This is a genomic window from Acinetobacter sp. YH12046 (genome assembly GCF_013419905.1).
GTDB lineage: Bacteria > Pseudomonadota > Gammaproteobacteria > Pseudomonadales > Moraxellaceae > Acinetobacter.
The window spans coordinates 11493-25300 of the sequence record NZ_VOZF01000009.1; the positions used below are offsets into that span (position 1 = coordinate 11493).

The 13808-nt window shown below is 43.8% G+C and carries 13 protein-coding genes; 8 read left to right on the forward strand and 5 right to left on the reverse strand.

Going from position 1 to position 13808, the window contains the following annotated elements:
* The first annotated feature begins 7 nt into the window (after positions 1–7).
* The 5 genes from FTU03_RS07275 to FTU03_RS07295 all read left to right on the forward strand — a co-directional run bounded on the left by FTU03_RS07275 (position 8) and on the right by FTU03_RS07295 (position 6455).
* Positions 8–3178, forward strand: a complete 3171-nt coding sequence (locus tag FTU03_RS07275) for an efflux RND transporter permease subunit (RefSeq protein ID WP_179992620.1) — start codon at positions 8–10, stop codon at positions 3176–3178.
* A 5-nt stretch (positions 3179–3183) separates the two neighbouring features.
* Complete coding sequence (adeK, locus tag FTU03_RS07280) at positions 3184–4650, forward strand: multidrug efflux RND transporter AdeIJK outer membrane channel subunit AdeK (RefSeq protein ID WP_179992621.1); 1467 nt, start codon at positions 3184–3186, stop codon at positions 4648–4650.
* A gap of 137 nt (positions 4651–4787) precedes the next feature.
* The gene (locus FTU03_RS07285; RefSeq protein ID WP_159123400.1) at positions 4788–5585 is read left to right on the forward strand and encodes an RsiV family protein; all 798 of its coding nucleotides are present in this window, start codon (positions 4788–4790) and stop codon (positions 5583–5585) included.
* Between the two features lie 57 nt (positions 5586–5642).
* Positions 5643–6014, forward strand: a complete 372-nt coding sequence (locus FTU03_RS07290) for a YbjQ family protein (protein WP_179992622.1) — start codon at positions 5643–5645, stop codon at positions 6012–6014.
* Positions 6015–6017: 3 nt separating this feature from the next.
* On the forward strand, positions 6018–6455 hold the full coding sequence (locus tag FTU03_RS07295) for a YbjQ family protein (RefSeq protein ID WP_159123399.1): 438 nt from the start codon (positions 6018–6020) through the stop codon (positions 6453–6455).
* Here FTU03_RS07295 and def read toward each other — a convergent pair whose 3' ends face one another.
* A complete protein-coding gene (gene def / locus FTU03_RS07300) occupies positions 6456–6944 on the reverse strand; it encodes a peptide deformylase (protein ID WP_179992623.1) in 489 nt (162 codons plus the stop codon). It lies immediately after the preceding gene.
* Positions 6945–7261: 317 nt separating this feature from the next.
* On the opposite strand from def, the gene FTU03_RS07305 reads away from it, so the two are divergent.
* Positions 7262–8539, forward strand: a complete 1278-nt coding sequence (locus tag FTU03_RS07305) for an MFS transporter (RefSeq protein WP_179992624.1) — start codon at positions 7262–7264, stop codon at positions 8537–8539.
* A gap of 53 nt (positions 8540–8592) precedes the next feature.
* On the opposite strand, the gene FTU03_RS07310 is transcribed toward FTU03_RS07305, so the two are convergent.
* Complete coding sequence (locus tag FTU03_RS07310) at positions 8593–9090, reverse strand: DUF2505 family protein (RefSeq protein WP_004784919.1); 498 nt, start codon at positions 9088–9090, stop codon at positions 8593–8595.
* 138 nt (positions 9091–9228) lie between these two features.
* Positions 9229–9501, reverse strand: coding sequence for a hypothetical protein (locus tag FTU03_RS07315; RefSeq protein WP_004784921.1), 273 nt, complete (start codon positions 9499–9501; stop codon positions 9229–9231).
* Positions 9502–9658: 157 nt separating this feature from the next.
* Here FTU03_RS07315 and FTU03_RS07320 point away from each other — a divergent pair, with 157 nt between their 5' ends.
* On the forward strand, positions 9659–10540 hold the full coding sequence (locus FTU03_RS07320; RefSeq protein WP_179992625.1) for an alpha/beta fold hydrolase: 882 nt from the start codon (positions 9659–9661) through the stop codon (positions 10538–10540).
* Between the two features lie 34 nt (positions 10541–10574).
* Here the strand turns inward: FTU03_RS07320 and FTU03_RS07325 are convergent, their stop codons facing one another.
* Positions 10575–11060, reverse strand: a complete 486-nt coding sequence (locus FTU03_RS07325; RefSeq protein ID WP_179992651.1) for a hypothetical protein — start codon at positions 11058–11060, stop codon at positions 10575–10577.
* 390 nt (positions 11061–11450) lie between these two features.
* On the opposite strand from FTU03_RS07325, the gene FTU03_RS07330 reads away from it, so the two are divergent.
* Positions 11451–11897 (forward strand): GNAT family N-acetyltransferase, encoded by a 447-nt coding sequence (locus FTU03_RS07330; RefSeq protein WP_179992652.1) that lies wholly within the window; start codon positions 11451–11453, stop codon positions 11895–11897.
* Between the two features lie 13 nt (positions 11898–11910).
* Here FTU03_RS07330 and FTU03_RS07335 read toward each other — a convergent pair whose 3' ends face one another.
* Positions 11911–13698, reverse strand: a complete 1788-nt coding sequence (locus FTU03_RS07335) for a GGDEF domain-containing protein (protein ID WP_257224154.1) — start codon at positions 13696–13698, stop codon at positions 11911–11913.
* Positions 13699–13808 lie beyond the last annotated feature (110 nt).

Here is a 13808-nt window from a genome sequence, read left to right on the forward strand (position 1 = left end):
ATGGTTCATGGCTCAATTCTTTATCCATCGCCCGATTTTTGCATGGGTGATTGCATTGGTAATTATGCTGGCGGGTATTTTGACCATCAGCAAAATGCCAATTGCTCAATATCCGACGATCGCGCCACCGACAGTCACCATTTCTGCGACTTATCCGGGTGCATCTGCAGCGACTGTAGAAAATACAGTAACGCAGATCATCGAGCAGCAGATGAACGGTCTGGATGGCTTGCGTTATATTTCTTCGAACAGTGCCGGTAACGGTCAGGCATCCATCGCCTTAAACTTTGAACAGGGTGTCGATCCTGATATCGCACAGGTACAGGTACAAAACAAGTTACAGTCAGCGACTGCACTTTTGCCTGATGATGTACAACGTCAGGGTGTACGTGTTACCAAATCTGGTGCCAGCTTCCTTCAGGTATTAGCTTTCTATTCGCCTGATGGCAGCCTGACTGCAGATGACATTAAAGACTATGTGAACTCAAATATTTCTGAACCTTTAAGCCGTGTGGCCGGGGTTGGTGAAGTTCAGGTCTTTGGTGGTTCTTATGCAATGCGTATCTGGCTGGATCCAGCCAAAATGGCTAGTCTGCAAGTGACTCCAAGTGATGTGGCTCAGGCAATCCGTACCCAGAACGCTCAGGTGGCTGTCGGTCAATTAGGTGGTGCGCCACAGATTGAAGGTCAGGTGCTGAATGCGACGGTGAATGCGCAAAGTCTGCTGCAAACACCTGAACAGTTCGAAAACATCTTCTTGAAAAATACCACTTCAGGTGCACAAGTCCGTCTGGGCGATGTCGCACGTGTAGAACTGGGTGCAGACAACTACCAGTTTGATTCTAAATTCAACGGTAAACCGGCTGGCGGTGTTGCGATTAAACTTGCAACTGGCGCCAATGCGCTGGATACCGCTGAAGCAGTTGAAGAGCGTTTAAAACAGTTACGTCCGAACTATCCTCAAGGGATGGTAGATACCCTGGCATTTGATACCACACCATTTATTCAGTTATCGATTGAATCGGTGGTTCATACCCTAATCGAAGCGGTCATTCTGGTCTTCATCGTGATGTTCCTGTTCTTGCAGAACTGGCGTGCAACGATTATTCCAACCATGGCCGTTCCAGTGGTTGTACTGGGTACTTTTGCAATCATTAATATCTTCGGCTTCTCGATCAATACCTTGACCATGTTTGCGATGGTTCTTGCAATTGGTCTGTTAGTCGATGATGCGATCGTTGTGGTCGAAAACGTTGAACGTGTCATGGCTGAAGAGCATCTTGATCCTGTGACGGCGACTGCAAAGTCGATGAAACAGATCTCTGGTGCGCTGATCGGTATTACCTCTGTACTGTCTGCAGTATTCGTACCAATGGCATTCTTTGGTGGTTCTACAGGGGTTATCTATCGCCAGTTCTCAATCACGCTGGTCACAGCAATGGTTCTGTCTCTGGTGGTGGCCTTAACCTTTACCCCTGCCCTGTGTGCGACCATTCTAAAACAGCATGATCCGAACAAGCCGCAAAGCAACAACCCGGCTGCGCGTTTCTTCCGCTGGTTTAACCATAGCTTTGACCGTGTTTCTGTGAAATATCAGGGCGGTGTCAATCGTATGACCCACCACAAGATTTTCTCCGGTATCATCTATGCGGTGGTGATCGGGATTATTGTGCTGATCTTCCAGAAACTGCCTTCTTCATTCTTACCTGATGAAGACCAAGGTGTCGTGATGACACTGGTACAGTTGCCACCAAATGCAACCCTGGAACGTACCGATAAAGTCATCAACACCATGACTGGCTACTTCCTGGAGAATGAGAAAGATCATGTTCAATCTGTCTTCAGTGTGGCTGGTTTCTCATTCACAGGTGTAGGTCAAAACGCTGGTCTGGCATTTATTAAACTAAAAGACTGGTCTGAACGTACCACACCAGAATCACAGGTCGGTGCAATTATCCAACGTGGTATGGCACTGAACATGATTGTGAAAGATGCGTCTTACATCATGCCGTTACAATTGCCAGCGATGCCTGAACTGGGTGTGTCTGCCGGCTTTAACATGCAGTTAAAAGCAGCAAGTGGTCAAAGCCATGAGCAACTTTTAGCAGCGCGTAATACTGTTCTGGGTCTGGCTGCACAAGACAAACGTCTTGCAGGTGTCCGTCCAAATGGTCAGGAAGATAACCCGCAGTACCGTGTGATTGTCGATCATGCACAAGCCGGTGCTTTAGGTGTCAGCATTTCTGAAATTAACAGCACCATGAGCATGGCGTGGGGTGGTTCGTACATCAACGACTTCCTTGACCGTGGTCGTGTGAAGAAAGTATATGTTCAGGGTGAAGCCAGCTCTCGTATGATGCCAGAAGACCTGAACCAGTGGTATGTTCGTAACAATCGTGGCGAAATGGTACCGTTCTCGGCATTCGCAACCGGCGAATGGACCTATGGTTCGCCTCGTCTGGAACGCTATAACGGCGTATCTGCGATGAACATTCAGGGTACACCAGCACCGGGTGTGAGCTCAGGTGATGCAATGCGCGCAATGGAAGAAATCATTGCCAAGCTTCCTGAAATGGGCATGCAAGGTTTCGACTATGAATGGACTGGTCTGTCTCTGGAAGAACGTGAGTCTGGCGCACAAGCACCATTCTTGTACGCGCTTTCACTGTTGATCGTGTTCCTGTGTCTGGCTGCATTGTATGAAAGCTGGTCAATTCCATTCTCGGTTCTTCTGGTTGTACCGCTAGGTATTGTGGGTGCATTGTTATTGACCTTTGGCGGTATGATTCTGTTTAAAGACCCGAACCTGTCGAATAACATCTACTTCCAGGTAGCGATTATTGCCGTAATTGGTCTTTCTGCGAAAAACGCAATCTTGATTGTGGAATTCGCCAAAGAGCTGCAGGAACAGGGTGAAGAGTTGTTTGATGCAACCTTGCATGCGGCAAAAATGCGTTTACGTCCAATTATCATGACCACCCTTGCCTTCGGTTTTGGTGTACTTCCACTAGCACTTGCTTCAGGTGCCGGTGCGGGTAGCCAGCACTCTGTCGGTTACGGTGTCCTCGGTGGTGTAATCAGTTCGACGCTTTTAGGTATCTTCTTTATTCCTGTATTCTACGTGTGGATTCGAAGTATCTTTAAATACAAACCAAAACAACAAAATCAGGAGTACTAGTCGTAATGCAAAATATATGGTCTATTACAGGTCGTAGCATTGCGGTATCTGCCCTCGCGCTTGCTTTGACTGCATGTCAAAGCATGCGTGGCCCAGAGCCCGTTGCAGAGGCAAATATCCCAAGCAGTTATACCAATGCTTCAGGTACTTCTGTAGCAGAACAGGGTTATAAAGAATTCTTTGCTGACCAGCGCCTGTTACAGGTACTGGACTTGGCATTGACCAATAACCGTGATTTGCGTACTGCCGCATTAAACATTCAGCGTGCCCAACAGGCTTATCAGATTTCTGAAAATGACCGTCTGCCAACCATTGGTGCGAGCGGCAGCGTGTTACGTCAGGATACTGGCAGTAACAACCCGCAAAGCCGTGGCGCTGTGACGACTTATAATGTCGGTCTAGGCGTAACTGCATTTGAGCTAGATTTCTGGGGTCGTGTGCGTAGCTTGCGTGACAATGCTTTAGATACTTATCTGGCGACTCAAAGTGCGCGTGATGCGACTCAGATTTCCCTGATCGGTCAGGTAGCCCAAGCATGGCTCAGTTACTCATTTGCCAATGCCAATCTGGCACTGGCTGAGCAAACACTGAAAGCCCAGCTTGAATCCTATAACCTAAACAAGAAACGTTTTGATGTGGGAATCGATAGCGAACTTCCAGTACGTCAAGCACAGATTTCTGTTGAAACTGCACGTAATGATGTTGCCAACTATCGCACCCAGGTGGCTCAGGCACAAAACCTGCTAAATCTACTTGTAGGTCAACCTGTACCGGCCAACCTGTTACCGGCACAACGTGTTACCCGCATTACCTCTAATGCGGCACTAGGTGCAGGTTTACCAAGTGATCTGCTGATTAACCGTCCGGATGTACGTGCTGCTGAATATCGTCTGTCTGCTGCAGGTGCCAATATTGGTGCTGCCCGTGCGCGTCTGTACCCAACCATCAGCCTGACGGGTTCTGCAGGTTTTGCATCTGCGGATCTGGGTGATCTGTTCAAATCTGGCAGTTTTGCGTGGTCTATAGGCCCAAGTCTGGATATTCCAATTTTCGATTGGGGTACACGTCAGGCCAATATTCGTATTTCTGAAACAGATCAGCAAATTGCGCTGTCAGATTATGAAAAATCCATTCAGACTGCATTCCGTGAAGTGAATGATGCCCTGGCGGTACGTCAGAATATTGGTGACCGTATTGCTGCTCAACGCCGTCTGGTTGATGCGACTAACACGACTTACCGCCTGTCTCTAGCACGTTTCCGTGCCGGTATTGACAGCTATCTGACTGTACTGGATGCACAACGTGCTTCATATGCAGCAGAACAAGGTTTGTTATTACTTGAACAGGCGAATCTGAACAGCCAGGTTGAGCTGTACAAGAGCCTTGGTGGTGGTTTGAAAGTTAACACCTCAGACACTGTGCCGTATCGCCCATCTGTGACCGAACAGCGTCGTGTGGAACAGGCAAAATAAGCTCAACCTCTTTTTCAGAAAAGCTCACTTCGGTGGGCTTTTTTTATACGTTGGTCCAATAGCCGATATATTTTATTGAATCAAGAAATCTGTATACTCAATTGGATGAGACTTAACACTTTATAAAATGTAAATCGATGAAAAAAATATTGTTATCTGCCTTGGTAAGTTCAATTTTCTTAACCGCATGCCAACAAAAAAATACAGTAGATTCAAAACCTGAACCAACAGCGGAAACCGTCGCTGAAAAAGAAAGCTTACCGTTGATTAAGGCTAAAACTGAACGTGTACAGCTCAGTAAAAATGAAGTATGCCATCCAGCCAGTGAGGATGAGTTTGCCAGTTGCACTAAATATCATCTGCAAACAGTGAAAACGAATGTAAATTGGTTAAACCAATATTTTTTGGAGCGTTTACAAAAAGACCATGCTGAAGCTTTCGACAAATCACCTGCTGTAGAGGTCACTCTTGATCCTGAAATGCCATCAACCAACTACAGTACCACTGCTGTACGTTATATCGGTCAGCATTACAATATCGCAAACTTTACATACTTTTCCGAATATTACCCAGCAGGCGCTGCACATGGTATGCATCATAGTGACTACGTTATTTTTGATCTCAATACCAAGCAGCGTTTAAGCCTGAATGATATTTTGGCACCTGCAAGCAAAGAAAAACTCAAAACTGAACTTTACGAACATAATCGTGAGTGGCTTGAACAACATCATATTGAGCAAAATGCATTTGAAGTAAGTGATAATTTCTATTTCAATGCCAATGGAATTGTATTTGTCTATCCATTGTATGAATTGGCTTCTTATGCAGAAGGTATTACTGAACTTGAACTTCCCTATTGGTCAGCTCAAGGGGTGATCCAAACAAAGTATTTACCCCAGCTGCCTGAGTCATCTGAAGAAATTTATAATGACTAAACTATCTATTTTAAGTGTAATAATAATCAAAGTATTTTTTCTAATTTAGGGATATGAATGTTACTCAGCAATCTGGAATCTGTACCGGGACATACCATTCGCCAGCAAATCGATGTGGTCTATGGCAGTACTGTGCGCAGTAAGCATGTTGGACGTGATTTGCTGGCCGGCCTGAAAAATATTGTCGGCGGCGAGTTGACCGCTTATACCGAATTACTGGAAGAATCCCGTCAGGAAGCCATGAACCGGATGATTGAAAAAGCTCGCAGTATGGGTGCCAATGCGATTGTAGGTATCCGTTTTTCTACCTCAAATATTGCCCAAGGTGCTTCTGAGCTGTTTGTTTATGGCACAGCAGTCATCGCTGATCCAGTTATCGCTGATCCAGTCATGCCTAAACTGCCTGATCCATTTTCACAGGCGAACTAATGCATGGACGGATTGATTATACAGATTGTCATTTTTGCCATTCTGTTCAGCGTGGGTTTCGGTTTTGGTCGCTATAACGAGCGCAAGCATCTGCAATATCTGGATGAGCAGGAACAGCGTTTAGCTTATATCCGGGTCAATAATAGCCGTTTTAACGAATCTACATTCCCCGGTCATATGATCAGCAGCAATGTGGTCATTTCACATGATTACTTTAAATATGCGATTGCTAATGTGCAAAACATGTTAGGTGGTCGTTTGACCAGTTATGAGAGTGTCGTTGAACGGGCACGACGTGAAGCTATAGTACGGTTAAAACTGGAAGCAGAAAAAATGGGCGCTGACCAGATTATGGGAATCCGCCTCAGTACGACTGAACTTGGCATGCAAGGCGGTATGGTTGAAGTCTTTGCTTATGGCACTGCAATTCAGACCAAGTAATTATGCTTCTGCAAGCTTCTCTACAAATAGAATTCCATTCAGGTGGTCAATTTCGTGCTGTACAATTCGTGCCGGAAAGCCTTTGAACACTTGAACCATTTCATTTCCCTCTAAGGTAAAATAACGCACCTCAACCTCTTCTGCTCGAGCTACCCTCCCTCTTTGCTCGGGCACACTTAAACAGCCTTCCTCACCCAATACTTGTGTAGCTGAAGTACTGATAATCTCCGGATTGATCATGGTCACGGCTTCCATATACGGCGCATCCGGATAACGTAAATTCGGCCGTGATGCGACAATAATAATGCGTTTAGACACATAAACTTGCGGTGCTGCAATGCCCACGCCCTGACGTTGTTGCATGGTCTCCATCAAGGCGCTGTTAAATTGCCGCAACCAGTCACTGTCAAATTCAGCCTGTGTGACCGGACTGGCAATTAGGGTTAAAATGGCCTCACCTTGCTGTGCCACCGCCAAGGTATTTGTCATCGCGCTTTCCTGTATTTTTTTCATTTAACTCTATCTTAGAGGGAAAATTACAGAATGAACATCATACTAAAATGAATAAATACGTCTAAAAAAGATAAGCTGGGTTTTAAGTAGTATGTCGAAATCCAGCTTATGGTTGCCTTAATAACTTCACTTAACAGGAAAATAATTAATCAAAATATTCCAAATAATTTCGTTCGTTCAAATTTTAATAACTTTTAGTTTAGATTAAACAAAGAAAGATTGATTATTCAAGAAAATAACCCTTCTTTAAAATCAGCATTCAAGTCATGGATATTAAATAATGGAACGACCACATGAATGCACAACCCTATCTGAGCCGTGCTGATAAACGCACCCTCGGACTATCGTCCCTAGGTGGCGCACTGGAATTCTATGATTTTGTCATTTATGTGTTCTACGCCAAACTAATTTCCGAACTGTTCTTTCCAAGTACCCTGAGTCCATTTTGGGCCATGCTGAATACCTATGGCATCTTTGCCGCAGGCTATTTCTTCCGCCCACTCGGTGGTGTGGTGATGGCACATTTTGGGGATCTGATCGGTCGTAAACGTCTATTCAGTCTATCCATCTTGCTGATGGCGCTACCGACCCTCATGATCGGGATCATGCCAACCTTTGAAAGTATTGGTTATGCTGCACCATTACTGCTGCTATTGATGCGTGTTATTCAAGGTATTGCGATTGGCGGTGAAATTCCGGCTGCCTGGACCTTTGTGTCAGAGCATGTGCCAGAACGCCGAATTGGGATTGCCAATGGTTTGCTGACTGCCGGCCTATCGCTCGGGATTCTACTTGGTGCCCTAATGTCGCTATTTATTTCACTTCAGTTCACTGAAGCGGAAATCAAAGACTGGGCTTGGCGCGTTCCTTTCATTCTGGGTGGGATTTTCGGCTTTGTGGCACTGTACCTGCGCAGTTATTTGAAAGAAACTCCAGTCTTTAAAGCCATGCAGGCGAAAAAAGAACTGGCGAAAGAATTACCAGTCAAACAGGTACTATTAAGCCACAAAACTGCTGTAGGCATTGGGATGTTATTTACCTGGTTCCTGACCGGCTGTGTGGTGGTCTTGATTCTGGCGATGCCGAATCTGCTGGTGGCTAGTTTTGGCTTCGAACGTGCTGATGCATTCAAAATGCAAAGTGCTGCGATCCTGATGCAAATGCTCGGTTGCATTATTGCGGGTGTACTGGCTGACCGTTTCGGTGCAGGTAAAGTGATTTTGCTTGGCTCTATTTTTGTCGCGGCAATGGCTGGGATTTTTTATCACAGTCTGGGTCATGTTGAAGCATCTACCGTATTCATGCTGTATATGCTCCTAGGCCTGAGCTCAGGAACCGTGGGCATGGTGTCCTATAGCATGGTGAAAATGTTCCCGGCACAAATCCGTTTCAGCGGAATTTCATTTTCCTATAATCTGGCCTATGCGATTGCAGGTGGAATCACCTTGCCACTGGTACAATGGTTGAGCCTATATAGCAATATTGGTGCCCTGTACTATATCTGGACCGTTTGTCTAGTGACGCTATTTACTGCCCTGCTTTACCGCAGCAAATTTGAAAAAACAGCCTAAAATAAAAAAGAGCCTGACTCACAGGCTCTTTTCCTAAGCGTAAAAATACGAGCTTAAGCCTTCAGATTCTTGCGTAGCTCATCTTCCACGATGCTGATCTCGATCTCACTGAATTTACGGATTTCACCTTCGGCATGTTTTTCTAGCATGCCACCGACCAAAGGCACTTTCACATTCACCGTCCAGTTCAACAGGAACTGGATCTGCTGTTCATCACCTGTAACGGCACGCTGACATTTGGCTTCAATTGGCAGATTGGCACCTAGTTCCACAACAGAAGTCATTTCTTCTAAATTGCTGACATCGGTACGTTGCAAGCGAAATGCATCTTTTAGCAGTTTTTTGGCAATATCTGGGATTTTGACATCCAGATTGTAGGCACGTTTCAGGGTATACAGGTGTCCCTGCTTTTCTGAAACCAGAATTTCCATATTTTGAGCAGGGATCCGATGACAAACCGCTTCATGCAAACTGATGTCATTTGCCAGACGTTTAAACTCATCAATCGAAACACCGCGAATAATTGCATTTACGGTAAACTGGTGGGCCATATCTATTTTCCTTATTTTTATTAGGGGTTATGGACTCAAATTAAGTCAAATGAATCATCTGACAGAGAAGATAAGCTATTTAAGTCAATTTTACATCGGCTGTCATTATTTTTTTATTGAGAAAAATTGGCATTGAGGTCAATGTTTCCAGGCAATTTTTGCAGATATACAGGGTCCACAGCTGAGTAAAAGCTGAACTTCACGATACTCAATGACCGCATGAAATTCTTCTGCCCCATCATCTAGGCCGGAAGCATACCAGACCGTACCCGCAGGAAATTTCTTTAACCAGCTGGCCTTATAAAAATCAGAAACGGAATCAAACTGTAAATAGTGTTCCGGTTCAGCTTCAACCTGAGTCGCTAAAGCCATAAATTTCTGTAATTGTGCCTGATGAAAATCAATCAGCATGAGGTAGCCCTTCCTTTTGTATGAGGCGATTACATGCCATATAGGTAAGCATAGATGTCATTTACGACTCGTGAGTTTTGACATCATGGCTTAGATCAGATTAAAAATAATATAGATTCACCTCCCCTGATTCAATCCACGTATAAGGATATCCAGTATGCAACAAGGAAAAGTTCAGGTTGAAACCGTGCAGTTTCTGGCAGAAGATGGCTATACCTTAACCGGCAAGCTTTACCGCAGTGAATATGCCAAAGCCAATATTGTCATCGCCTGTGCGACAGGTGTTCCCCAAGCTTTTTACCGGCGCTTTGCCGATTATGCAGCACATGCAGGTTTTCAGGTACTGACTTTTGATTATCGTGGGGTGGCTGATTCTGCGCCTAAATGTTTAAAGAATTTTAAAATGTCATATCTGGACTGGGGGCAATATGATCTCAGCGCTGCGATTGATTATCTCAGCCAAACCGGTCTGGACATCTATATGATTGGCCATTCCTATGGCGGACAGGCCTTGGGATTAAGCAAATATCATGATCGCATTGAAGCAATGTACTGCTTTGGCACTGGTGCTGGCTGGCATGGTTATATGCCTTTAACTGAAAGAATCAAGGTTCAGGTAATCTGGAATATTGTTTTCCCACCGATGGTGGCAGTGACAGGTTATTTGCCATGGAACCGTTTAAATATGGGCGCTGACTTGCCACGTGATGTTTATCGTCAGTGGCGAAAATGGTGTAAAAATCCGACCTATTTCTTTGCCGATCCTGAACTGAAAGACCTGCATGCCCATTATGCGGCGGTAAAAACACCTATTTATGCCGTAGCCGCGCTTGATGATGCCTGGGCCTTACCTGAATCCAGACAAGCCTTTATGCAACATTATCGTCAGGCTCCGTTGCATTATATCAATATTCAGGCAGCTGATTATGGACTCAAGCATATGGGACATATGGGTTATTTCCGTCAGGGCGCAGAACAGCTCTGGGATGAAGTGCTCACCAAGTTCAGCGAATTACATCAACTCAAATATGCAGCTTGATTTTAGTTTCTAGAGCATTTAAGCATTTAGCTGCTTAAGCATAACGTGCCTGTTGAATATCGGTTCTGATTTCCTGACGGTGTTCCTCGCCGAAACGGTCGACATGGGCATAAAATACTCCATAACGGCCGACATAATACTCCAGTGACTGGTCATAAAAATTCCAGAAAATTGACCATTCGCCTAAATCCATCTGACGGATTTGTGTACCGGTATGCATCGGCATCTTACGGAGCAGTTCCTGCTGTAACTGCTCTGCTTCATTGCGGTCCTGAATCTGAACCTGATGCTGGAAAAATAATTGCGCCACGTCATCAAACAGTTCCAGCTCATAGGCATCGACCACATGCAATGTTTCCTGAGACTCAGATTGACTCTCTTCAGTACTGCTGGAAATCGGGTCCTTTTTTTCGACACGTTTACTCTTTACATAACGCTGGGTTTTATAGATTTTCATGCCGATAAACCAGGTCGCATAAAGTATCAGGGCTAGACATGAAAAAATCAGGAATTTAAGAATCATTGATCATCTCGTGTGGTTAATTTTATTTTTATCACGGTCTGCCAATTCTTGATTTGGCGATCTTCTTTCAACTTAACACAAGTCTATTTTTTGTACAGCAAACTTGAGGATTTTTTTAGATCTTCTTGGATTTTTTCTTTGGTTGAGCCCTATTTCCTAGTATTTAATTTGAAATGAAAATCTAAAATCTTGTTAAAAATTAGAATTAATTCAAAAGACCAATATTGATCAGGATAAATAAAGCAGACAAATCACTACAGAATTGATCATTAACTCTGGATTCTTTAGCAAATGCACTCAAAAAGCTACACGATTGGTATTTGTTTTTTTGAGCATTTTCCTTCAAATAAAAGGTCCCTCTTTATGGTCGAGTAAATGAATAAAATTATGATTCGTGAAGGGAAGATTCAAGATATACCTCAAATAATTCAGGTCATCCACGACAGTATTCAATCCTGTATTTTGGATCATCAACGTGAAGACAGCGTGATCCAGCACTGGCTGGAGCAGTTTAATCACGCCCAGTTAATTGTGGAAATGCTTTATAACGACTGCTGGGTGTATATTTTAAATGATCAGATTGTCGGCTTTTTGCTGGTCAGTGACACTGGAGAAATCCTGATGCACTATGTGGCTGCACGTTTCCAGCGACTCGGCTTTGGCACCCAGCTTTTTGATCAGATGCACAAATCCTTAGTGCGTAAAAATATCCATAAAATTAAAGTCCAATCGACTCAAACGGCTTTAAGTTATTATCAAAAAAATGGATTTTTCTCACCGAATCCTCAATCGGAAAATGAAGAAAATTATCATTTATATAAATACGCTTTTTAAAATTAAAACTTTTTTATGTCATTTTAAGTTGATCTCGCCCTGCCTGCTTAGCCGCATATAACTGTACATCTGCCGCTTTCATCAGTGCATGAATATCTGGATATGGATGTGTTTGATCCATCCAGGAAATGCCCATACTGACCGTGACATAGGATTTATCATCTGTGCGATTTAAATGTTCAAATTGCTGTTCGCGAATCTTGATTAAGACTTTTTCCAGAGATTGAAATGCTGCCTGGACAGGTACATCAGTAAGTAGAATCGCAAATTCTTCTCCACCATAACGGGCTAAATACGCGGATTCGGGGAGTACCGTCTGAATGACCTTGACCAGATTCTGTAAAATTTCATCTCCTTTTAAGTGCCCATAATAATCATTGTAGTTTTTAAAATAGTCGACATCGAGCATGGCAAAAATCAGTGTACTGTGTGGATGTTGCTGACAGTATAAAAACTGCTGCTGGATTTGGTCATTTAAAGCACGGCGGTTAAAGGCTCCCGTCAAAGCATCAATATTCACCTGATGTTCGAGTTTGGCATTCAGTTCACGTAATTGCTCGGTACGTGCTTTGACTTTCTGATCGAGTGAATTATTTAACTCTTTCAGATTCATATTCAACTGCTCTGTCGCATAGGTTTGATGGGCATAATTTTGCGACTGCTGAAACATAATGATCACGGCATACAGACTGGTCGAGATAAAAGACAGATGCACACTTTCAATCACATTGATCAGCAATAAATAGTCATTTATAAAGGTCAGGCATAGAAAAATGACCGCATAGAGAGTCAAGCGCGAATAATTGTCTTTATGATGTAAAGTCTGATAAAAGCCATAGATAAAATTGACCACCACGACTATCCCGAAAATCGCACTATACAAGGCCAGACGTTGAAAATTTTCCGGATCGGTCAACAGGGTTACGACACAGTTCAGTAGTAAAAGTCCTGCGGCAACACTATAAATAAATCGATGCAAATAGCGCTGATTAAACAGGTACATATAACTGAGGAAAAATAGAATCGCCAGGAAAGTGAACAGATATTCTAGGCGTGTTCCCCATAGCCAACCGAGCTTAGTCACGATCGAATAGGCATACGGCGCTGCAAAAAAGTTATGCAAGGCCAGAAAAATAATGAACAAGCCAAAGATAAAAATACTTTTGCTATTGCGTTCTGTTGATCCCCTAAACATTGAAAAAAGAATCGTGAAAAAGCCCACCCCCAGCACCAGTCCACAGACCATACTGATGCTCATCATAAGTTGCTGATATTGAAGGTTAATAGTCCCGGCTGTTCCAATGCGTATAGGCTGCTCAATCCCGCCATGTAGATGGGTATAATTTGACGCCTGAATACTCATGGTGAAATATTCACTTTCAGGAACAAAATAACCGATTCGAGGAGCCCTTTCATTTCTCTGCTCTTCCGCTGTTTTCGCAATTTCCCCATGCCGCAGAATAAATTTTCCATCGATATAGATTCGATAGGCACCATATTCAGCCGGAATATGCACGGCGATCCGACGTCCGATAAATTCTGATGGAATTTTGAAATGTCCGATAAAGGTTCCATAGCCAATATTTGAACCGGTCAGGTCTTTAAATGAAGCGGGTAATTGAACCTCTTGCGGAGTAAGTACGGAACTTGGTTCAGTAATAAACTGGTTTGGATAAAACTGCCAATTTTGGGGCAATTGGCTACTATGATCTTCAGTAAAGTGAATTTCGGAAATATGCGGTTGACTGTGCTGCGTGACAGAGGAAGATTCAAGAGATGCCTGGGCGAAAACTGGAATCATCACTAATAGGACCCAGCTAATGCTCCAAATCAATATTACAGAATAGACATTCCTTATCATGTTTTGCAAAGACAGTATTTTCCTGAAAAGTGCTTTATTCTTCTTATAAT

Bases quoted from the DNA above. Each gene is read 5' to 3' on its own strand.
- FTU03_RS07285 (WP_159123400.1), top strand. From the start codon at position 4,788: ATGAAAAAAATATTGTTATCTGCCTTGGTAAGTTCAATTTTCTTAACC.
- FTU03_RS07275 (WP_179992620.1), top strand. From the start codon at position 8: ATGGCTCAATTCTTTATCCATCGCCCGATTTTTGCATGGGTGATTGCA.
- FTU03_RS07330 (WP_179992652.1), top strand. From the start codon at position 11,451: ATGATTCGTGAAGGGAAGATTCAAGATATACCTCAAATAATTCAGGTC.
- FTU03_RS07310 (WP_004784919.1), bottom strand. From the start codon at position 9,090: ATGGCCCACCAGTTTACCGTAAATGCAATTATTCGCGGTGTTTCGATT.
- FTU03_RS07335 (WP_257224154.1), bottom strand. From the start codon at position 13,698: ATGATTCCAGTTTTCGCCCAGGCATCTCTTGAATCTTCCTCTGTCACG.
- FTU03_RS07320 (WP_179992625.1), top strand. From the start codon at position 9,659: ATGCAACAAGGAAAAGTTCAGGTTGAAACCGTGCAGTTTCTGGCAGAA.
- FTU03_RS07295 (WP_159123399.1), top strand. From the start codon at position 6,018: ATGGACGGATTGATTATACAGATTGTCATTTTTGCCATTCTGTTCAGC.
- def (WP_179992623.1), bottom strand. From the start codon at position 6,944: ATGACAAATACCTTGGCGGTGGCACAGCAAGGTGAGGCCATTTTAACC.
- FTU03_RS07315 (WP_004784921.1), bottom strand. From the start codon at position 9,501: ATGCTGATTGATTTTCATCAGGCACAATTACAGAAATTTATGGCTTTA.
- adeK (WP_179992621.1), top strand. From the start codon at position 3,184: ATGCAAAATATATGGTCTATTACAGGTCGTAGCATTGCGGTATCTGCC.
- FTU03_RS07305 (WP_179992624.1), top strand. From the start codon at position 7,262: ATGAATGCACAACCCTATCTGAGCCGTGCTGATAAACGCACCCTCGGA.
- FTU03_RS07290 (WP_179992622.1), top strand. From the start codon at position 5,643: ATGTTACTCAGCAATCTGGAATCTGTACCGGGACATACCATTCGCCAG.